General features: G+C 63.8%; 16 protein-coding genes. 7 read left to right on the top strand and 9 right to left on the bottom strand.

The window, feature by feature from the left end:
* Window positions 1-33 precede the first annotated feature (33 nt).
* Together ABID59_RS19350 and ABID59_RS19345 are read right to left on the bottom strand one after the other, a co-directional pair.
* Entirely contained in the window at window positions 34-1,578 is a 1,545-nt protein-coding gene (locus ABID59_RS19350) for an acyl-CoA synthetase (RefSeq protein WP_354084405.1), read from the bottom strand.
* A gap of 161 nt (window positions 1,579-1,739) precedes the next feature.
* Entirely contained in the window at window positions 1,740-2,549 is an 810-nt protein-coding gene (locus ABID59_RS19345) for a crotonase/enoyl-CoA hydratase family protein (protein WP_354084404.1), read from the bottom strand.
* A 116-nt stretch (window positions 2,550-2,665) separates the two neighbouring features.
* Here ABID59_RS19345 and ABID59_RS19340 point away from each other — a divergent pair, with 116 nt between their 5' ends.
* Window positions 2,666-3,538: an SDR family oxidoreductase gene (locus ABID59_RS19340; protein ID WP_354031802.1), complete on the top strand. Its 873-nt coding sequence runs from the start codon at window positions 2,666-2,668 to the stop codon at window positions 3,536-3,538.
* Window positions 3,539-3,757: 219 nt separating this feature from the next.
* Here the strand turns inward: ABID59_RS19340 and ABID59_RS19335 are convergent, their stop codons facing one another.
* The gene (locus tag ABID59_RS19335; protein ID WP_354084403.1) at window positions 3,758-5,032 is read right to left on the bottom strand and encodes an acyl-CoA dehydrogenase family protein; all 1,275 of its coding nucleotides are present in this window, start codon (window positions 5,030-5,032) and stop codon (window positions 3,758-3,760) included.
* A gap of 211 nt (window positions 5,033-5,243) precedes the next feature.
* Here ABID59_RS19335 and ABID59_RS19330 point away from each other — a divergent pair, with 211 nt between their 5' ends.
* Window positions 5,244-6,023 carry an enoyl-CoA hydratase-related protein gene (locus ABID59_RS19330; RefSeq protein WP_354084402.1) on the top strand — a complete coding sequence of 260 codons (780 nt, stop codon included), beginning with the start codon at window positions 5,244-5,246 and terminating at the stop codon, window positions 6,021-6,023.
* Window positions 6,024-6,134: 111 nt separating this feature from the next.
* Here ABID59_RS19330 and ABID59_RS19325 read toward each other — a convergent pair whose 3' ends face one another.
* The 3 genes from ABID59_RS19325 to ABID59_RS19315 are packed head-to-tail and all read right to left on the bottom strand — an operon-like array spanning window position 6,135 to window position 8,286.
* On the bottom strand, window positions 6,135-6,512 hold the full coding sequence (locus ABID59_RS19325; RefSeq protein WP_354031799.1) for a DUF6285 domain-containing protein: 378 nt from the start codon (window positions 6,510-6,512) through the stop codon (window positions 6,135-6,137).
* 2 nt (window positions 6,513-6,514) lie between these two features.
* Window positions 6,515-7,501: a phosphotransferase family protein gene (locus ABID59_RS19320; RefSeq protein ID WP_354084401.1), complete on the bottom strand. Its 987-nt coding sequence runs from the start codon at window positions 7,499-7,501 to the stop codon at window positions 6,515-6,517.
* Window positions 7,498-8,286 (bottom strand): enoyl-CoA hydratase/isomerase, encoded by a 789-nt coding sequence (locus ABID59_RS19315; RefSeq protein ID WP_354084400.1) that lies wholly within the window; start codon window positions 8,284-8,286, stop codon window positions 7,498-7,500. The genes ABID59_RS19320 and ABID59_RS19315 overlap by 4 nt, the downstream gene beginning before the upstream one ends.
* A 191-nt stretch (window positions 8,287-8,477) precedes the next feature.
* Here ABID59_RS19315 and ABID59_RS19310 point away from each other — a divergent pair, with 191 nt between their 5' ends.
* From ABID59_RS19310 to ABID59_RS19300, 3 genes are all read left to right on the top strand, one after another.
* Window positions 8,478-9,257 (top strand): SDR family NAD(P)-dependent oxidoreductase, encoded by a 780-nt coding sequence (locus ABID59_RS19310; RefSeq protein ID WP_148748876.1) that lies wholly within the window; start codon window positions 8,478-8,480, stop codon window positions 9,255-9,257.
* A 130-nt stretch (window positions 9,258-9,387) separates the two neighbouring features.
* Window positions 9,388-9,768, top strand: a complete 381-nt coding sequence (locus ABID59_RS19305; protein WP_148748877.1) for a VOC family protein — start codon at window positions 9,388-9,390, stop codon at window positions 9,766-9,768.
* A gap of 252 nt (window positions 9,769-10,020) precedes the next feature.
* Window positions 10,021-11,298 carry an acyl-CoA dehydrogenase family protein gene (locus ABID59_RS19300; protein ID WP_148748878.1) on the top strand — a complete coding sequence of 426 codons (1,278 nt, stop codon included), beginning with the start codon at window positions 10,021-10,023 and terminating at the stop codon, window positions 11,296-11,298.
* Between the two features lie 169 nt (window positions 11,299-11,467).
* On the opposite strand, the gene yghU is transcribed toward ABID59_RS19300, so the two are convergent.
* A complete protein-coding gene (gene yghU, locus ABID59_RS19295) occupies window positions 11,468-12,349 on the bottom strand; it encodes a glutathione-dependent disulfide-bond oxidoreductase (RefSeq protein ID WP_148748879.1) in 882 nt (293 codons plus the stop codon).
* Between the two features lie 306 nt (window positions 12,350-12,655).
* Here yghU and ABID59_RS19290 point away from each other — a divergent pair, with 306 nt between their 5' ends.
* Window positions 12,656-13,789, top strand: a complete 1,134-nt coding sequence (locus ABID59_RS19290) for a nitronate monooxygenase (protein ID WP_354084399.1) — start codon at window positions 12,656-12,658, stop codon at window positions 13,787-13,789.
* Window positions 13,790-13,905: 116 nt separating this feature from the next.
* Entirely contained in the window at window positions 13,906-15,423 is a 1,518-nt protein-coding gene (locus tag ABID59_RS19285) for an acetyl-CoA acetyltransferase (protein ID WP_354084398.1), read from the top strand.
* Window positions 15,424-15,578: 155 nt separating this feature from the next.
* Here ABID59_RS19285 and ABID59_RS19280 read toward each other — a convergent pair whose 3' ends face one another.
* Window positions 15,579-16,775, bottom strand: coding sequence for an efflux RND transporter periplasmic adaptor subunit (locus tag ABID59_RS19280; protein ID WP_354084397.1), 1,197 nt, complete (start codon window positions 16,773-16,775; stop codon window positions 15,579-15,581).
* The gene (locus tag ABID59_RS19275) at window positions 16,762-19,941 is read right to left on the bottom strand and encodes an efflux RND transporter permease subunit (protein WP_354084396.1); all 3,180 of its coding nucleotides are present in this window, start codon (window positions 19,939-19,941) and stop codon (window positions 16,762-16,764) included. Before ABID59_RS19275 ends, ABID59_RS19280 begins: the two co-directional genes overlap by 14 nt.
* Between the last annotated feature and the right edge of the window lie 14 nt (window positions 19,942-19,955).

Genomic DNA, 19,955 nt, shown 5'->3' with positions numbered 1-19,955 from the left:
TCAATGATCGCGTTTGTATAACACAAATCCGAGCTAGATCTTCCGTCCCGCCTGCTCCCAATAGGGATCGCGCAGGCGGCGCTTGAAGATTTTTCCCGAGTCTTCGCGCGGCAGTCCCGAGCGGACCTCGATATGCTTCGGCACCTTGTAGTCGGCAAGCGAGCTCTTCAGCCGCGCGCGGATATCGGCTGCATTGAGCGTGGCGCCCGGCTGCGGCTCGACCACGGCCATCAGCGCCTCGCCGAATTCGGCGTCGGGGATGCCGAACACGGCGCAATCATGCACGCCCGGCACGGCGTGCAGCACGGATTCGATCTCGGCCGGATAGATATTGACGCCGCCCGAGATCACCATGTCGCGCTTGCGGTCGCAGATGAAGACGTAACCGTCCGCGTCGATGTAGCCGACGTCACCCGAGGTGATGAAGCCGTCGCGGTCGATCTCGGCGCGCTTCTCCGGCTTGTTGTGGTAGGTGAAGTCGGCCATCGCGGCCATGCGCGAATAGATCTCGCCGATCTCGCCGACACCAAGCACGCGGCCGTCATCGCCGATGAAGCGCAGCTCGGCGCCGGGCGAGATCTTGCCGACGGTGCCGGGCTTCTTCAGTGCGTCCTCGGAGGTCGCAAACGTGACCGCGCTGGATTCGGTCGAGCCGTAGAATTCGTAGATCACCGGACGCCACCATTCGATCATGGCGCGCTTGACATCGGCCGGACATGGCGCCGCAGCGTGAATGATGTGGCGCAGCGAGGAGACGTCGTATTTGCTGCGCACCTCCTCCGGCAGCTTCATCAGGCGGATGAACATGGTCGGCACCATGAAGATGGTGTCGATCCTGTACTGCTCGATCAGCTCCAGAAATTCTTCCGGCTCGAAGCGCGGCATCAGCGCCAATACGCCGCCGAGCTTGCCGGCGCGGATGCCGAACGAGTTCGGCGCGGAATGATAAAGCGGGCCCGGCAGGATCGCGCGAGCGCCGGGCTTCAAGCCATAGATCATCGCGCGAATGCGCTCGCCGGCGGCCTGCTGCTCCAGCGTCGGCGCATTGCGGCGCACGCCCTTGGGATGGCCGGTGGTGCCTGAGGTGTAGATCATGTTCATGGGCTGCGGCACGACCGGGCCGTCATAGGGCTGGAATTGCGCGAGCCAGGATTCGAAATCGATCGCGAATTCAGGAGCCGTCAGGTGATCGGGATCGATCTTGTAGTTGGACAGGATCTCCGGCGGTGTCGGCACGCTGAGCACCGTCACGCCTTTCGGGATCGCATCGCGCAAGGCGTGCAGCATGTCGGCATGTCCGATCAGCACGGACGTGCCGGTATCGCCAAGGATGTAGTTGATCTCCTCCGGCTTGAAATGCCAGTTGATCGGCACGCCATAGGCCCCGAGCCGCATCGCGGCGTAAGCGGCTTCGAGAAAGGCGATATCGTTGCGCATCAGCATGCAGACGCAATCGCCCTGCTTGACGCCGATTTTGGCGAGGCCGGACGCGATGCAGTCGGCGCGATTGGCGACCTCGGCATGGGCGCGACGGCGATCGCCGGAGACGATGCCGAGGAATTGAGACGCTTCGCTCATTTTTGTTTTCCGATGTTTCGTCGGGTTGAGAGAGGTGGGCATCACTCAGGCCGTCATTCCGGGGCGATGCGAAGCATCGAACCCGGAATCCATTTCACAGCGGACGATGAGGTGCGATGGATTCCGGGCCTGCGCCTGCGGCGCATCCCGGAATGACGAACTCAATCCGCAAACCTCGCCGCGCGCTTCTCCAGATTCGACCGCACCGCTTCGGTCTGGTTCGCGCTGCCGATCAGCTTCTGCTGCTCGACCGACTCTGCAAGCAACGCAGGGCCGGAATCGACCGAGAGATTGTTGAGCAGGCGCTTGGCGGCGCGGATCGCATCGGGGCTCTTGCCAGCAATCTCGCGCGCGACTTCGAGCGCTGCGACGCGCGGGTCGTCGCAGATGCGCGTGGCGAGGCCATACGTCATCGCCTCCTGCGCGGAGAAGATGCGGCCGGTGTAAGTAAGATCGCGCAAGATGTCATCGCGCACGAGCGAGGCCAGGATCGGCGTGCCCGCCATGTCGGGCACGAGGCTCCATTTGATCTCCATCACCGACATCCGCGCATCGGGGGAGAGGAAGCGCATGTCGGCGCCGAGCGAGAGCTGGAAGCCACCGCCAAAGGCAACGCCGTGCACGGCCGCAATCACGGGAACCGGAAGCTGGCGCCATCCCCATACCGCCTGTTGCGGAAAGTTCGCCTGGCCATGCGTGCGCTTGGTGAGATCGCGATTTTCGCCACCCGGAATTCCGTTGCCGCCATTCTCCTTCATGGCGGCAAAACGCCCCATGTCGAGACCGGCGCAGAAGGCGCGGCCCTGGCCGGACAGCACGACGACGCGCACGCCTTTTTCCTTCGAAAGCCGCTCGGTTGCCGCAACAAGGGCCTCGAACATGGCCTGATCGAGCGCATTCATCTTATCCGCGCGCACCAGGCGCACGTCGGCGACGCCTTCCGAGATCGAGATCGAGACGCGCTCTTCCATGGATGAATTCTCCCCTAGTTCTTGCCTGTTCTTGTTCGGTGCCGCTTTACAGAAAGCTGACCGCCGGATTTAGTCAATCGACCAATTAACTGACAATCCGTAAGGGAGAAACAGCCATGTTCAAGGAAAATCTTCTGGCTGGACGGCGCATTCTCGTGACCGGCGGCGGCACGGGCCTCGGCAAATCGATGGCGGCACGCTTTCTCCAGCTCGGCGCCGAGGTGCACATCTGCGGCCGGCGCAAGATCGTCTGCGACGAGACCGCGACAGAACTGATGGATCAGTATGGCGGCCGCGTCACCAGCCACGGCGTCGACATCCGCAATGCGCTCGCCGTCGAGGAGATGATCGAGAGTATCTTTCGCGACGCGCCGCTGACCGACCTCATCAACAACGCCGCCGGCAACTTTATCTCGCGCAGCGAGGAGCTCTCGCCGCGCGGCTTCGACGCGGTCGCCAACATCGTCATGCACGGCACGTTCTATGTGACGCATGCGGTCGGCAAGCGCTGGATCGCCTTGAAGCAGCCCGGCAATGTCGTCTCGATCACGGTGACCTGGGTGCGCAACGGCTCGCCTTACGTGGTGCCATCGGCGATGAGCAAGTCGGCGATCCATGCGATGACGATGTCGCTTGCGACCGAATGGGGCCGACACGGCATCCGTCTCAACACCATCGCGCCGGGCGAGATCCCGACCGAGGGCATGAGCAAGCGCATCAAGCCCGGCGACGAGGCCGGCGCACGCACCAAGGCGATGAACCCGATGGGCCGCGTCGGCACCATGGAGGAATTGCAGAACCTCGCGGTGTTCCTGATCTCCGGCGGCTGCGACTGGATCACCGGCGAGACCATCGCCATGGACGGTGCACAGGCGCTGGCCATGGGCGGCAATTTCTACCAGCTCCGGGACTGGAGCGACGACGACTGGAAGACCGCGCGCGAGAGCATCATGGCGCAGAACGAGAAGGACCGGGCGAAGCGGGGATAATCTCGTGCCCCGGACGCAGCGTAGCGCGCCGCCTTCGGCGTGGTGCGGGCGACAATTGAGGGAGCCGTATTGGGCGGGCAAGGATCGACGGGTGAATTGATTTCGTAGGGTGGGCAAAGGTGCGCTCTTCGCGCGCCGTGCCCACCGTCTTACTACGCTAGCCGGAAGCATGGTGGGCACGCTTCGCTTTGCCCACCCTACGAGTGCACAGATTGACGCTCAATGCTTCCCCGTCCCCATATACCCAAACAAAAACCCCGCCACCTTGCGCATCTGGATCTCCTCGCTGCCCTCGGTGATCCGGTAGCGGCGGTGGTGGCGGTAGATGTGCTCGAAGGGCTTGTGGCGTGAATAGCCCATGCCGCCGTGGACCTGCATGGCGCGGTCGGCGGATTCGCAAGCGAGGCGGTTTGCCCAGTAGTTGCACATGGAGACGCGATCGGAGAGCGTGCGCTCGATCTGCTCCTCATTGAGCTGGTCCATCTCCCAGGCGGTCTTGCGGATCAACAGGCGCAGCATCTCGGCCTGCGTGGCAAGCTCGACCAGCGGGAACTGGATCGCCTGGTTCTCTGCCAGCGCCCTGCCGAACGGCTTTCGCTCGCGCGCATATTTCACGCTTTCGTTGATGCAGTAAACGGCCGCGCCGAGCGAGCTCGCGGCCTGGCGGATGCGGTTCTGGTGCACGAAGCACTGCGCCAGCGACAGGCCGCGGCCGACCTCGCCGAACAGCGCATCCTCAGGCACGAACACGTCCGTAAAGCTGACGCGGGGATGATCGGTCGGCATGTTGAAGGTCCACATGTACTCCTCGACCTTCACGCCATGGCTCTTGGCCGGCACCAGGAAGCAGGTGATGCCGCGGGCATCGCCGTCATTGCCCGAGGTGCGCGCGAACAACGCGCAATGCGTGGCAACGTGCATGCCGGTGGTCCACATCTTCTCGCCGTTGATGATCCAGCCCTTGACGTTGTCGCGGGTCGCCGGCACAGCGCGCGTCTCCATGTGGGTGGCGTCCGAGCCGTGATTTGGCTCGGTCAGGCCGAAGGTGATGCGGTACTTGCCCCTGATCGAGCCGTCGATCATCGCCTTCTGGTCGTCGCGGCCGTAGCGATCGAGCATGGTGACGACGGGAAAGTTGCCGACGATGGAGTGCTCGTTCTGGAGGTCGTTGTGCAGGCCGAGACCCTTCGCGGCAAAATGCTCGCGGATCACGGCCATCCAAAGGTTGGAGCCATCCTTGCCGCCATACTGCTTCGAGACCGGAAAGCGCAGATGGCCGGCGGCGTCCGCGAGATCCTTCGCCTTTCGCAGCAGCGCTTCCCATTCGCGACGCGGCAGGCCGCCATTCTCGAAATCGGTGCGCGCCCATTCGCGGCGATGATCGAAGAAGCGGATGTTGTCGTCGGCCTGTTCCAGCGGCTTGATCTCGCGTTCGATGAAACGATCGAGCTCTCCGAGATAGGCAACGAGATCGGCAGGCAATGAGAAATCCACGGTTCTCTCCCGGATTTGATTCTATCGTTTTGCGTTAAGGCGCTAGGCGCGTTTTGCTTCGCACGATTAGGGTGAGAAGAGCGCGCTCAAGTCAAGCAAAGCGAGGCGCGCCAGACGCGCAAGGCACATTGCGCAATTCGATGGTGTTGAACGATGCCTCCGCGGTACTATGACGCCAATATTCCTTCACGAGAAAATGCGGGAGCGCGCGATGGAGCTGAAATTCTCAAAAGTGGAACGCAAGGGGCCGATCACGATCATCACGCTGTCGCGGCCCGAGGTCTACAACGCGCTGCACACCGATGCGCATTTCGAGCTGCAAAAGGTGTTTGACGATTTCGCCGCCGACCCTGCGCAGTGGGTTGCGATCGTCACCGGCGCCGGCGACAAGGCGTTCTGCGCCGGCAACGATCTGAAGTGGCAGGCGGCGGGAGGCAAGCGCGGCTGGGACAAGGGCGGTTTTGCCGGCCTCACCGCGCGATTCGACTGCGACAAGCCGATCATCGCCGCGGTCAACGGCGTCGCCATGGGCGGCGGCTTCGAGATCGCGCTCGCCTGCGACCTCATCATCGCCTCGGAGAACGCGACCTTCGCCCTGCCCGAGCCGCGCGTCGGCCTCGCTGCGCTTGCTGGCGGTTTGCACCGGCTGCCGCGCCAGATCGGATTGAAGCGCGCCATGGGCATGATCCTCACCGCGCGTCATGTCAGCGCCAAGGAGGGTTTTGAGCTCGGCTTCGTCAACGAGGTGGTGCCGCAGGGCGAAGCGCTTGCTGGCGCGCTGCGCTGGGCCGAGATGATCACCAAGAACTCGCCGATGTCGATTCGGGCGTCGAAGCAGACCATCCGGAAGGGCCTTGCCGTGTCGCTGGAGCAGGCAATCGAGGAGCAGCGCGAATATCCGGCGGTGAAGGCGATGGTCGCGTCGCAGGATTACATCGAGGGCCCGAAAGCGTTCTCGGAGAAGCGGCCGCCGAACTGGGTGGGGAAGTAGCTCAACGCGTCATTGCGAGCGGAGCGAAGCAATCCAGAATCTTCCCGCGGAGACAGTCTGGATTGCTTCGTCGCAAGGGCTCCTCGCAATGACGGAGGATGGGGCCACTGCCTACCCGCCCCGCCCCAGCTCGCGCTTGTATGACGCATAGTTCGGCTGATCCACCGCGAGCTTGTCCATCGTAGTCGCCCACAGATGCTCGGCCAGCCCCGGCGTTGCGAGATCCACCTCGCCCTTGGCGATACGATCCGCGAGTGCGCGGTTGAGGTCAGTTACCGCGCCGTCCATGCCAAGTAGCGCGCGCAGGCGCTCCACCTCCGCAGCATCGCCCCCCTCCTCCTGCGTCAACTGCCGAGTCACGAGGTCGAGGATGTTGACCGCCACCCGCAACTTGAAGGCCTGATGGCCCGAGACCAGCGGCGTAATGTCGTTGCGGAGGAAATCGGCGACTGCCTTGGTCAGCTCGATCGGTGTCGGTTCGTCCTGCATGCCTAACCTCCCCGCGGCGCGAGCAGCCGCAGCAGATCGATCTCGGTCTCCGAGGCGCGGCGGCCGATCATGCCGCGCTCCATCGAATGATCCGGACCCTCGCGGAACCGCTGCATCATGCCGCCGCACATGATGCCCCAGCGCAGCGTGCCCATCACTTCCCAAAATTTCACGCGCGACGGATCGACCTTGCGGCCGGCAGCCTCGTAACCGGCGAACAGCTCTTCGCGCGAGCCGAAACCGCCGACGGGCTTGTCGATCTCACCAAAGCGCCAGGAGTTCACGCAGACCCAGCCGAGATCCTCCATGGGATCGCCGAGATGGGCGAGCTCCCAGTCCAGCACCGCGCGAACGCCGTCGGCGTCGATGACGAGATTGCCGTTGCGGAAGTCGCCGTGCACCAGCGTGGTCTCGGCGGACGGACCGGGATCGTGGTCACGCAGCCAGCGCAGCGCCAGCTCGAACACCGGCTTTGGCCAATTCAGGCTGCGATAGTCGCGCTCGAACTCGGATATCTCCTGCGTCCCGGACCGGCTGCGCAACTCGGGCAGCTTGTCCTGCGGCAGCCTGTGCAGGCCCGCAAGCACGACGCCGATCTGCCGCGCGAGAAGCGGCCGCGCCGCCGCGAACTCCTCGTCGCGCAGGATCTTGCGCGCGATGGTCTCGCCCTCGACCCGCTGCATGATGAAACCGGTGCCGAGATTCTCGTCCGGCGTCAGCACGTGCATCACACGCGGCGACGGCACACCCGCCTCATAGGCGAGCTGCATCAGCTGCGCTTCCGCCGCAAGACCCGCTGCACGCGTTGGCGCTGCGCCATAGCCTTTCGGCGAGCGGCGCAGGATCGCGCCGATCGGCCCATCGGGATGGGTAATGTCGAAGCGCCAGGTCTCCTGACTGGCGCCGCCGGACAGCTTTGCCGCGCCGGTAACGCCGGTCGCTCCCTTGCACCAGCGCGCAACGCTGCGGGAGAGCTCCGCCTCGATCATTTGCCTTTGAACTGCGCCGGACGCTTCTCCAGGAAGGCGCCGACACCTTCGCGAAAATCCTGCGTATCGCCGGCGCGGAGCTGGCACTGGAATTCGAGATTGAGCTGGTCCTCGAAGGAGTTTTCCGGGCTGTCCCAATACAGCTTGCGGATCAGCGACAGCGCGACCGTCGGGCCGCTGGCGAGATCGCGCGCGAGCTTCATCGCCTCCTCCATCAGCACGCCGTCATCGTAGACGCGGTTGATGAGGCCCCATTCCAGCGCCTTTTCGGCCGGCAGCCGCTCGCCCATCAGCGACAATTCGACCGAGCGCGCCTTGCCGATCAGGCGCGGCAGCAGCCAGGTCGAGCCGCAATCCGGCACGAGGCCGATGCGGCGGAAGGCTTGAAGAAAGTAAGACGACCGCGCGCATAAAATCATGTCGCCGAGCAACGCGAAGCTCATGCCGGCGCCCGCCGCCGGGCCGTTGACCGCCGTGACGATCGGGCAATGCAGATTGCGGACGCGGCGCAGGAACGGATGAAAGCCGGTCTCGAGCGTCAGGCCGGCCTTGGTCTTCTTCGACTGGTTGTTGCGGCCCTGAAGATTCGCACCGGTGCAGAACGCCCGCCCGGCGCCGGTCAGCACGACGCAGCGCACCTCATCCTTTTTCTCCTCGATCGCGTCGAGCGCATCGGAGAGCCCGCCCAGCATGTCCACGGAGACTGCGTTCATCACCTCCTGATGATCGAGCCTGATGATCGCAACCGAACCATCGATTTCGAGCGTGACGTGTTTGAACTGCATCGTTTCCTCGTCGGTTGCGGCCCGCGTCAGTTTCGCAGACCGGAATTTGTTTGCCGGGGCGCATATTTGATTTTTGGCGCGGTCTTGTCCATGGTGACGAAAGCATACCCCACCGTCATATCGCATGATCTTGCGCGCACCGGCTGACGCGCGGCACACCAAGAAGCCTTGCCAAAAACAGGAAACGCGCCATGAATCTTTTCGACCTCTCCGGCCGCGTCGCGGTGATCACCGGCGGCAATGGCGGTATCGGACTCGGCATCGCGCAGGCGCTCGCCGGCCAAGGCTGCAACGTCTCGATCTGGGGCCGCAATGCTGACAAGAACAAGGCTGCTGCCGCGAGCATGGCGGGCCTCACCGGCAAGGTCGATACCCGCGTCTGCGACGTCACCGATCCAGCCTCCGTCAATGCCGCTATGAACGCGACGCTCGACAGCTTCGGCCGGGTCGACGGCTGCTTCGCCAATGCCGGCATCGGCGGTGGCGGCCGCAGGTCCTTCATCGAGCGCACCGAGGCGGAATGGCGCGCGATGTTTGCGACCAATCTCGATGGTGTGTTCCACGCCTTCCAGGCGGCCGCAAAGCACATGACCGACCGCGCCAATGCCGGCGATCCCTTTGGCCGGCTGGTTGCGACCTCGAGCCTCGCCTCGATCTTCGGCACTGCGCGCAACGAGCATTATGCGGCGACCAAGGCCGCCATCAACGCGCTGGTGCGCGCGCTCGGCGTCGAGCTGGCGCGCCACGGCGTCACCGCGAACGCGATCCTGCCGGGCTGGATCAAGAGCGACATGACATCAAGCATCATGGCCAACGAAAAATTCGTCGCCAACGTGATGCCGCGCATTCCGGTGCGGCGCTTCGGCGAGGCATCCGATTTCGGCGGCATCGCGGTGTATCTGATGAGCAAGGCGTCGTCGTATCACACCGCGGATACGTTCGTGATCGACGGCGGCTATACGGCGTTTTGAGATCTCGTGGGGTGGGCAAAGGCGCATCTGCGCCATGCCCACCATGAGCGCTTTCGACTACCGTGGTGGGCACGCTGCGCTTTGCCCACCTACGGTCTCTGGTTTTGCAAGCGCTGAGGGGATAGGGCAAATGTTTTCGCACATCATGATTGGCACCAACGATCTCGACAAGGCGAAGGTCTTCTACGACAATTTGCTGAACACGCTCGAAGTACGTCCGGCGAAGGTCGACGGCCATCGCATTTTCTACTTCACCAGGACCGGCGTATTCTCGGTGTCGAAGCCGATCAACGGCGAGCCGGCGACCTGTGCGAATGGTGGCACCATCGGCTTTGCCGCCAACTCGCCTGAGCAGGTCGACAAGTGGCACGCCGCCGGCGTCGCCGCTGGCGGAACGCCGATCGAAAATCCGCCCGGCATTCGCGAGGGCGCGGGAAACAAGCTGTATATCGCCTATTTGCGCGATCTCGACGGCAACAAGATCTGCGCGATGCACCGGATGCCGAACTGATTGAAGCCGCGGCTTCTCGGTTCAATCACTTCCGTCTCTGGAATACTGGATCGCCCGATTGAATCGGGCGATGACAGCGGAGAGCGCGGCGAGCACATCGAAACAGCGCTCCTCGATTCAAACAACATTTCAAACGCCCTTGCGAAATTCCATCGCATGGCATGGCTTGCGTGAGAAAATACGCGCTCGCGCTTTGGCCGTGCTGCGACTATTCTCCGGCCCAACGCGATCTCAGTGACCCCGGGAGGAACAATGACAAAGCACGCCTACATTCCCCGCACCACCAACTACACGCTCAATCCCGGCGACGAGCTCAACGATCTCCGCATGTCGGACCAGGTGCGGTCGCTCTACGATCACGTCAGGAAATTCATTCGCGAGACGGTCGAGCCGATGTCGATCGAGTTCGCCAAGGCCGGCGAAGGCAAACAGGATCGCTGGAGCTTCACACCGAAGCAGATCGAGGTGCTTGAGGTCGCCAAGAACAAGGCCAAGAAGGAAGGCCTCTGGAACTTCTTCCTGCCCGATGACGAGACCGGCCAGGGCCTGAAGAATCTCGACTACGCCTATATCGCCTCCGAGCTCGGCAAGAGCCCGCTCGCGTCGGAGACCATGAACTGCTCGGCGCCCGACACCGGCAACATGGAGGTGCTGGAGCGCGTCGGCACCAAGGAGCAGAAAGAGAAGTGGCTGAAGCCGCTGATGAACGGCGAGATCCGCTCGGCCTATGTCATGACCGAGCCGAACGTCGCCTCCTCCGATGCCAAGAACATCTCGACGACTGCAAAGCTCGTCGGTGACGAGTGGGTCATCAACGGCGAGAAGTATTACATCTCCGGCGTCGGCGATCCCCGCTGCAAGATACTCATCGTGATGGTGAAGACCAATCCGGACGCGGCGCCGAGCAAGCAGCAGTCGCAGATCCTGGTGCCGCGCGACACGCCCGGCGTCGAGGTGCTCGGGCCCATGTATGTGTTCGGTCAGGACCACGCGCCGCGCGGTCACATGCACATGCGATTCAACAATGTCCGCGTGCCCAAGGAGAACATGCTGCTCGGCGAAGGCCGCGGCTTCGAGATCTCGCAGCTCCGCCTCGGACCCGGCCGCATCCATCACTGCATGCGCACCATCGGCAAGGCCGAGAAGGCGCTCGACCTGATGGTGCAGCGCGGCCTCACCCGCGAAGCCTTCGGCAAGAAGATCGCCCATCTCGGCGGCAACATGCAGATCATCGCGCAGGCGCGCTGCGAGATCGAAGCGATGCGCTTGATGGTGCTGAAGGCCGCGAAGGCGATGGACGTGCTCGGCAACAAGGAAGCCCGCGTCTGGGTCTCCATGGTCAAGGCCATGGTGCCGGAGCGGGCCTGCAAGATCATCGACCAATCGATCCAGATGCACGGCGCCACCGGCATCTCGCACTGGACGCCGCTGGCCGAGATGTACCAGGACGTCCGCCACCTGCGCTTTGCGGACGGTCCGGACGAGGTGCACTGGATGGTGGTGGGTCGCCACGAGTTGAGCATGGCGTGAGGTCTTTCTTCCCCTTCTCCCCGCTTGCGGGGAGAAGGTCGGGATGAGGGGGAGTCTCCGCGAGGGACGATGGCAATTGGACTCGCGGAGACTCCCCCTCATCCGGATTGCATCTTCGATGCAATCGGACCTCTCCCCGCAAGCGGGGCGAGGTGAAGTGAGCACCGCCCTACGACGCAGCAGCCACTTCGCCGATCTTGTCCTGGGTCCTGGTCTCGAAATCGCTCGCGTCGTGGCGTTCGTGAAGCTGGCTGGCGGGGTCGCCTGAGACGCGGTTGACCATGCGGCCGCGCTTCACCGCGGGGCGTTTTGCGATCTGGTCGGTCCAGCGCTGCACGTTCTTGTAGTCCTGCACCGACAGGAACTCGCCGGCGCCGTAGACCAGCCCCTTTGCGAGCGCGCCGTACCAGGGCCACACCGCCATATCCGCGATGGTGTAGTCCTTGCCCGCGAGATATTCGTTATCGGCAAGGCGCCGGTCGAGCACGTCGAGCTGGCGCTTGGTCTCCATCGCAAAGCGATCGATGGCGTATTCGATCTTGAACGGCGCATAGGCGTAGAAGTGGCCGAAGCCGCCGCCGAGATAGGGTGCGCTGCCCATCTGCCAGAAGAGCCAGGACATGGCTTCGGTGCGGACCTTGATGTCCTTCGGCAGGAAGGCACCGAACTTCTCGGCGAGATAGAACAGGATCGAGCCGGACTCGAACACCCGGATCGGCTCCGGACCCGAGCGGTCCATCAGCGCCGGGATTTTCGAGTTCGGGTTGATGTCGACAAAGCCGCTGCCGAACTGGTCGCCATTGCCTATTCTGATCAGCCAGGCGTCGTATTCGGCGCCCTTGTGGCCGAGCGCCAGAAGCTCCTCCAGCATCACCGTCACCTTCACCCCGTTCGGCGTCGCTAGCGAATAGAGCTGGAAGGGATGCTTGCCGACCGGCAGCTCCTTGTCGTGGGTGGCCCCGGCAATCGGCCGATTGATGCTGGCGAACTGGCCGCCATTCTCCTTGTTCCAGGTCCAGACTTTTGGCGGCACGTAAGGGGTATCGGTCATGCGAGGGCTCCGGCGAAAAGATGCGCATGCATTAATTAGCCCGCTGACGGCCGATGACAAGCCCTGCCGGGTCTGCACGAGGCGCGGAGCTCACGTCCGGGTCATGCAACTTGACCTTGCCGAGGAAGGCCTGGAAATGGAGGCCGCCCTGCCGAGCCCCCGCGTGCGGCCTGGCACGCAGCACGGCGTGTGCACGCAAGATGCGTTGCCAAATCCGGATTGGCATTGCGCAAGACGATGGCCTAGCTTCGATGGCCTTCGCCCGAGAGACAACAACAGCAACGTGAAGGCCGCCGGGAGAGGATCATGAAATCGCCGATCTGCGACATGCTGGGCATCGAGTTTCCGCTGCTCGCCTTCAGCCATTGCCGCGACGTCGTTGCTGCCGTCAGCCGTGCCGGCGGCTTTGGCGTGCTCGGCGCCACCGTGCACACGCCCGATACGCTCGAACGCGAGCTGAAATGGATCGACGACCACATCGACGGCAAGCCCTACGGCATCGATGTGCTGATTCCCGAAAACATCTCGACCGCGGGCGAGAAGGACGTCACCTGGAAGAGCCTGGAGGCGCGCGTGCCGCCAGAGCACCGCAAATACACCAGCGATCTCCTGAAGAAGTACGACATCGAGCTGATGACAACCGATGTGGCCGACGACGAGCCGCAGCCGTTCGATGCCAAGACCGCGCTGGATCTGTTAAAAGTCTCCTTCAATCATCCGATCCGGCTGATCGCGAACGCACTGGGCGTGCCGCCGAAAGCGATGATCGAGATGGGCAAGAGGCACAACGTGCCCGTGGCCGCCCTTGTCGGCGCCAAGGAGCACGCGTTGCGCCAGGTCGCGGCCGGTGTCGATATCCTCGTGGTGCAGGGCACCGAAGCCGGCGGCCATTGCGGCGAGGTCTCGACCATGGTGCTGGTGCCCGAGGTGATCAAGGCGATCAAGAAGGTCCGCGACGTGCCGGTGCTGGCGGCTGGCGGCATCATGACTGGCCGGCAGATGGCAGCCTGCATGGCGATGGGTGCAGCCGGCGCCTGGACCGGCTCGGTGTGGCTTGCCACCGTCGAGTCCGAGACCAGTGAGATCTTTCGCGAGAAGATGATCGCTGCGTCGTCCCGTGACGCAATCCGCTCGAAGGGCCGCACCGGAAAGCCGGCGCGACAGCTCCGTTCGGTCTGGACCGATGCCTGGGACCGCGCGCCGGAAAGTCCCGGCGCGCTGCCGATGCCGCTTCAAAGCATCATCAGCCGCGATGCCTTCAACTCGATCGACCGAGCCGCGGCCGCCGGCAACGCCAAAGCGCGCGACCTCGTCAGCTATTTCGTCGGCCAGGGCGTCGGCCTGATCGACAGCGTGAAATCGGCCGGCGCCGTGGTGCAGGAGTTCAAGGAAGAGTTTGCCGAAGCCGTCGAGCACATGAATGCGCTGGTGGCGGAGTAACAACCACCTGTCATTGCGAGCGTAGCGAAGCAATCCAGACCGTCATCGCGGAAAGATTCTGGATTGCTTCGCTACGCTCGCAATGACGAAAACAATCGATATCGTGAATTGAGGCCATGACCGAAAAGACCATTGTTCCCGAAGACCGCATCCCCGTCATCGTCGGCATCGGCGAGATCGTCGACCGCCCCAAGGAGATCGCCGAGGGCCTCGAGCCGCTCGATCTGCTCGAACAGGCGCTGCGACGCGCCGAAGCTGACGCCGGCGCGAAGCTGCTCGGTGAGGTGCAATCGCTCGACGTCGTCAACTTCCTGAGCTGGCGCTATCGCGATCCGGAGAAGCTGCTTGCGCAACGGCTCGGCGTCTCGCCGGCGCATTGCTATTACGGTCCGGTCGGCGGCGAGAGCCCGATCCGCTTCATTCACGAGGCAGCCAAACGCATCGCGCGCGGCGAATGCACCGTCGCCGCGGTCTGCGGCGCGGAAGCGCAATCGACGGCAACCAAGGCCGAGCGCGCCGGCGTCAAACTGCCATGGACGCCGTTCGCCCACGATGTCCCGGAGCCGAAGCGCGGCGCTGCGTTTCAGAAGCCACTGGCTATCAAGCTCGGCGTGTTCCGGCCCGTGACCGTCTATCCGTTCTATGAAGCGGCATCGTCCGCGCATTGGGGCCAGACACCGCGCGAGGCGATGGCGGAATCAGGCACGCTGTGGTCGCGCTATTCGGACGCTGCCGCGCAAAATCCCAACTCCTGGCTGAAGCGGCGCTATGCGCCCGAGGAGATCACGACGCCGACCGCGGACAACCGGTTGATCGCCTGGCCCTACAACAAGCTGATGGTCGCCAACCCAAGCGTCAACATGGGCGGCGCGCTGTTGCTCACCAGCCTTGCCAGGGCGCGTGCGGCTGGCATTGCTGAGGACAAGCTGGTCTATCCGCTCGGCGGCGCGTCTGCCGAGGAGCCGCCCGACTATCTCGTGCGCGACCAGTTTTACGAGAGCCATCCGCAGAACGCGGTGCTGACGGCCGTGATGGATATCGCCGGCGGCGACGGTAAAAATTTCGACGCGATCGAGCTGTACAGCTGCTTCCCTTGCGTGCCGAAGATGGCGCGGCGGACGCTGGGGCTGGGCGCCGACGTGCAGCCCACGGTAACCGGCGGGCTCACCTTCTTCGGCGCGCCGCTCAACACCTACATGACGCATGCAGCCTGCGCGATGGTGCGGCGCCTGCGCGACGGCGACAAGCTCGGCCTGCTGTACGGCCAGGGCGGCTTCGTCACCAAGCATCACGCTCTGGTGGTGTCGAAGACGCCACCGCGCGAAGCGCTGGCGCAGGAGACCAGCGTGCAAGATGAGGCCGACCGCAACAGGCGCGCGGTGCCGGAGTTCGTCACGGAGGCGAGCGGAAAAGGCAAGGTGGAGAGCTTTACCGTGCTCTACGGCCGTGACAGCGATGCCGAGCACGGTGTGGTGATGTTGCGCACGGCGGATGACCGGCGCACGCTGGCACGGATTCCGGCGAGCGATAGTGCGACGCTGGCGCATCTATCGAACATGGATAAGACGCCAGTCGGCTCAATTGGCGAGATCACCCTGGCAGCCGATGGCACACCGGAGTGGCGGGTGGCGTAGCTAGCTCTCGTGTCCCGGACGCGGTGCGGCATGCAATGCCGCTCCGCTGAGCCGGGACCCATAAAGCAACACGGTACTTTGAGGAGAGATGGGCCCCGGCTCAGCAGCGCACCACTTCGTGCTGCGCTGCGTCCGGGGCACGAGACCGCCCTTAACTAGCTCTTCGGCGCCTGCTTTTCCGACGCAGTTGCCGGCTTGCCGCCGGCACCAACGACGCGAACCGCATCGCCATCAGACAAACCGTCCGGCGGGGCAGTGATGACGCGGTCGTCCGGTGTGATGCCCGAGGCTAGCTCAATCTCCTTGCCGAGATCACGGGCGATGGTCACGGTCTTGAACTGCACCTTCTCGTCCGCACCGACGGTCGCAACACGCAGGCCGCTGCCGTTGAAGATCAGGGCGCTGGCGGGAATGCTGAGCGGCGCGGTGTCGCGCTGGAGGTTGAGCTTCACGCTCGCATAGCCGCCGGGCATCAGCTCGCCGTTGGAATTGTCCAGCCCAAGCTGCATCCGCGTGGTGCCCGATGCGACGTCGACGGCCTGGGAAGAAGCTTCCACCGTCGCCTGGAAGGTCCGGTTCGGATATTCCGGCATCACGATGGAGGCCTTTGCGCCGATCTTGATCGCCGGCACGTAGTTCTGGGGAACGTTGACGTAGACGCGCAGCTTGGTGATGTCGGAGACCACGAACATCGCCGGCCCCGAGCCGCCGCCCGCGTTGATCAGCGCGCCAACGTCGGTGTCGCGCGCCGTGACCACGCCATCGAATGGCACCGTGATCTTCTTGTAGCCGGCCAGCGCCTCGAGACGCTCGACATTGGCCTGGCCGGAATGGACCGCGGCATTCTTGTTGGAGAGATCGGCGGTGCGCTCGTCGATTTCCTGCGCCGAGACGAAGTTGGAGGCGACCAGCGTCTTGCGCCGATTCAGGGTTGCTTCCGACAGCCTGGCGCTGGCTTGCTGGCTGGCGAGGTCGGCGCGGGCCTGCAGGAGCTGCTGGTCGAGGTCTGGCGCCTCGATCTCGGCGATCACCTGGCCGGCCTTGACGCGGGCGCCGATGTCCGCGCTCCAGCTTTTGAGATAGCCGGAGACGCGCGCGAAGATCGGAGCGCGGTAATAGGCCTCGAGCCGGCCCGGCAGATCGATGGTGGAATTGAGCGCCTTGGCGTTTGGCAGCGTCACCGCAACGCTGGGAACGGCCTGGTCGTCGGTCCATTCCTTCAGCTTGGAGCCTTGCTCCTCGCGGGCCCGGATGCCGGTGCCAACCACGAGGCCTGCCGCAATCAGCGCCACCACGCCGAAAATGCCCAGTTTCCGGTGCGACACCGGGGAGCGGGGTTCAGTGGGCGACATGCGGAGTCTCCGATCGGGCGGCGGCTTTGGCGCCTTGTTTCTTGTGTACCATACTGAACACCACGGGAACAAAGATCAGCGTTGCGAAGGTTGCAAAGATCAGGCCGCCGATCACGGCGCGGCCAAGCGGCGCATTCTGCTCGCCGCCCTCGCCCAGCCCGAGCGCCATCGGCGCCATGCCGATGATCATGGCAAGCGCAGTCATCAGCACCGGGCGGAACCGGACGAAGCCGGCTTCCAGCGCGGCCGCAATGGGATCGCCGAGCTCCTCATAGCGCTCGCGGGCGAAGGAGATCACTAGCACGCTGTTGGCGGTGGCCACGCCCATGCACATGATCGCGCCGGTCAGCGCCGGCACGGACAGCGTGGTCTGGGTCGTGAACAGCATCCAAATGATGCCGGCAAGGGCTGCCGGCAGCGCCGTGATGATCACGAACGGATCGGACCAGGACTGGAAGTTCACGACGATCAAGAAGTAGATCAGCACGACGGCGCCGAGCAGGCCGAACAGAAGGCCGGTGAAGGCGCTGTTCATGGTCTGCACCTGACCAAGCAACGCCACGGAGGAGCCCTTCGGCACCTCCTTGGCGGTGTCGGCGATGGCCTGGCGGATGTCGGTTGCGACCGCGCCGAGATCGCGGCCCGACGTCGTGGCAAAGATCTGCACGAGGTTTTGAATGTCGTACTGCGACACCACCGCGCTCGAGGTTGCACGCTTGATGTCGGCGATGCCGCCGAGGATTGGCGACTGCGAGGCGCCGGCCGCGGTGATCGGCAGCGTCTGCAACGCGCCGAGCGAATCGATCTGGTATTGCGGCGTCTGCATCACGATCGAGTAGGACACGCCGTTGTCCGGGTTGAGATAGTAGGTCGGCGCGACCTGTGAGGAGCCGGCGAGATTGACCACGAGGCTATTGGTGACATCGCGCTCGGTCAGGCCGACATATTGCGCACGGGTGCGATCGACATCGATATTGAAGGTCGGCAGGTTCGGTGATTGCTGGATGCGGGCATCGGCAATGCCTGGAATCCGGCGGACCCTGGCGAGCAACTTGTTGGCGTAGGCAAAGTTGCCGTCGAGATTGGCGCCGCGGATCTGGAGATCGATCGGCGCCGGCGCACCGAAATTCAGGATCTGGCTGACGATGTCGGCCGGCAGGAAGGCGAAGCTGACGCCTGGGAACAGCCGCGGCAATTGCTCGCGCAGCACCCGCACATGTTCCTCGGTCCGCTTGTGACCTTCCTTCAGCTTGATCTGGATGTCGCCGTCCTGCGGACCGATCACGCCGGTGTTGTTGTAGGTCATGTTGATACCGGAGATCGGCATGCCGATGTTGTCGGTCATGGTCTCGATCTCGCTGGGAATCAGCTTGCGCACCGCCTTCTGCACATCCGCGAGCTGGTTGGCGGCCTCCTCGACGCGAGTGCCGACCTGGGTGCGCACATGCATCAGGATGTTGCCGGCATCGACGGCGGGGAAGAAATTGCGCCCCAGGAACGGCACCAGCGCGAAGGAGGCACCGACCACGCAGAGGAAGCCGATCACGAACACCGCGCGATGCGCCAGCGCCATGCCGAGCAGACCGCGGTAACCGCCGCGAATACGCTCGAACCGCGCCTCGAATCCGCGCTGGAACCAGACGAAGGGATTGCGCGACTTCGGTGGCTCGCCCTCATGATGGACGTGCGCATGCAGCAGATAGTTCGCCATGGTCGGCACCAGCGTGCGCGACAGGATGAACGACCAGATCATCGCGAACATCACCGCTTCAGCCATCGGCACGAACAGGAAGCGCGCGACGCCGGTGAGGAAGAACATCGGCACGAACACGATACAGATACAGAGCAGCGAGACGAAGGCCGGCGTCACGATCTGGTTGGCGCCGTCGAGGATCGACTGCTCGACCGGCTTGCCCTGCTCGAGATGGTAATTGATATTCTCGATGGTCACCGTGGCGTCGTCGACCAGGATGCCGACCGCGAGCGCAAGGCCGCCGAGCGTCATGATATTGAGCGTCTCGCCGATCGCCGAGAGCATGACGATGGCACCGAGCACGGACAGCGGGATCGAGACCGCGATGATGAGGGTCGAGCGCCAGCTGCCGAGGAACAGCAGGATCATGACGCTGGTGAGCAGCGCCGCGATCACACCTTCGAAGGCGACGCCTTGAATCGCACCGCGGACGAACACCGACTGGTCGCCGATGAAGCCGATCTTCAGCGCATCCGGCAACTGATCCTTGACGTCGATGACCTTCTGCTTGATGCCGGCGATGATATCGAGCGTCGAGGTCGCGCCCGCCTTCAGCACCATCATCAGCACCGAGCGGTTGCCGTCGACGTGGACGATGTTGGTCTGCGGCGGATTGCCGTCGCGCACGGTGGCGACGTCGCGCACATAGACCATCGCGCCGTTGACGGTCTTGATCGGCAGATTGCCGAGCTCGTCGATCTTGAGCGGCGAGTTGTTGAGCTGGATGCTGTATTCGAAGGTGCCGATCTTCTGGGTGCCCACCGGCGTGATCAGGTTTTGGGCTGCGAGCGCATTGGCGACGTCCTGGCCCGAAAGGCCGCGGGCCTGAAGCGCGGTCGGGTCGAGGTCGATCTGGACCTGGCGCTGCTTGCCGCCGAACGGGTACGGGATCGCCGCACCGGGCACGGTGACGAGCGGCGTGCGGAGCTGGTTGATGCCGATGTCGGCGAGGTTCTGCTCAGTCAGGCCATCGCCCGACAGCGCCACCTGGATGATCGGGACGGTCGAGGCGGAGTAGTTCAGGATCAAGGGCGGCGTCGCGCCCGGCGGCATCTGCTTGATCAGCGTCTGCGAGATCGCGGTGACCTGCGCATTGGCGGTGCGGATGTCGACATTGGGCTGGAAGAATATCTTGATGATGCCAAAGCCGTTATAGGAATTGGCGGTGATGTGCTCGATGTCGTTGACCGTCGTCGTCAGCGCCCGCTGGAACGGCGTGGTGATACGGCCGGACATCTGGTCCGGCGGCAGGCCCGTGTACTGCCAGACCACGCCGATCACGGGGATGCGGATGTCCGGAAAGATGTCGGTCGGCGTCCGCAGCGCCGCGAGCGGTCCGATGATCAGAAGCAGGAGCGCCAGCACGACAAACGTATAGGGCCGGCTCAGGGCAATACGGACCAGAGCAATCATTCGTCAGGCAATTC

The organism is Bradyrhizobium sp. S3.3.6, assembly GCF_040546905.1.
Taxonomy (GTDB): Bacteria; Pseudomonadota; Alphaproteobacteria; order Rhizobiales; family Xanthobacteraceae; genus Bradyrhizobium; species Bradyrhizobium cytisi.
Note: the sequence above shows the minus strand (reverse complement) of the source record. Positions and strands in the feature narration are given on the sequence as shown.

What these genes read in the sequence shown, in the direction of transcription:
- ABID59_RS19315 (WP_354084400.1), bottom strand. Translation starts at nt 8,286, where the DNA reads ATGCAGTTCAAACACGTCACGCTCGAAATCGATGGTTCGGTTGCGATC.
- ABID59_RS19275 (WP_354084396.1), bottom strand. Translation starts at nt 19,941, where the DNA reads ATGATTGCTCTGGTCCGTATTGCCCTGAGCCGGCCCTATACGTTTGTC.
- ABID59_RS19300 (WP_148748878.1), top strand. Translation starts at nt 10,021, where the DNA reads ATGACAAAGCACGCCTACATTCCCCGCACCACCAACTACACGCTCAAT.
- ABID59_RS19280 (WP_354084397.1), bottom strand. Translation starts at nt 16,775, where the DNA reads ATGTCGCCCACTGAACCCCGCTCCCCGGTGTCGCACCGGAAACTGGGC.
- ABID59_RS19330 (WP_354084402.1), top strand. Translation starts at nt 5,244, where the DNA reads ATGGAGCTGAAATTCTCAAAAGTGGAACGCAAGGGGCCGATCACGATC.
- yghU (WP_148748879.1), bottom strand. Translation starts at nt 12,349, where the DNA reads ATGACCGATACCCCTTACGTGCCGCCAAAAGTCTGGACCTGGAACAAG.
- ABID59_RS19285 (WP_354084398.1), top strand. Translation starts at nt 13,906, where the DNA reads ATGACCGAAAAGACCATTGTTCCCGAAGACCGCATCCCCGTCATCGTC.
- ABID59_RS19310 (WP_148748876.1), top strand. Translation starts at nt 8,478, where the DNA reads ATGAATCTTTTCGACCTCTCCGGCCGCGTCGCGGTGATCACCGGCGGC.
- ABID59_RS19340 (WP_354031802.1), top strand. Translation starts at nt 2,666, where the DNA reads ATGTTCAAGGAAAATCTTCTGGCTGGACGGCGCATTCTCGTGACCGGC.
- ABID59_RS19345 (WP_354084404.1), bottom strand. Translation starts at nt 2,549, where the DNA reads ATGGAAGAGCGCGTCTCGATCTCGATCTCGGAAGGCGTCGCCGACGTG.
- ABID59_RS19305 (WP_148748877.1), top strand. Translation starts at nt 9,388, where the DNA reads ATGTTTTCGCACATCATGATTGGCACCAACGATCTCGACAAGGCGAAG.
- ABID59_RS19320 (WP_354084401.1), bottom strand. Translation starts at nt 7,501, where the DNA reads ATGATCGAGGCGGAGCTCTCCCGCAGCGTTGCGCGCTGGTGCAAGGGA.
- ABID59_RS19325 (WP_354031799.1), bottom strand. Translation starts at nt 6,512, where the DNA reads ATGCAGGACGAACCGACACCGATCGAGCTGACCAAGGCAGTCGCCGAT.
- ABID59_RS19290 (WP_354084399.1), top strand. Translation starts at nt 12,656, where the DNA reads ATGAAATCGCCGATCTGCGACATGCTGGGCATCGAGTTTCCGCTGCTC.
- ABID59_RS19350 (WP_354084405.1), bottom strand. Translation starts at nt 1,578, where the DNA reads ATGAGCGAAGCGTCTCAATTCCTCGGCATCGTCTCCGGCGATCGCCGT.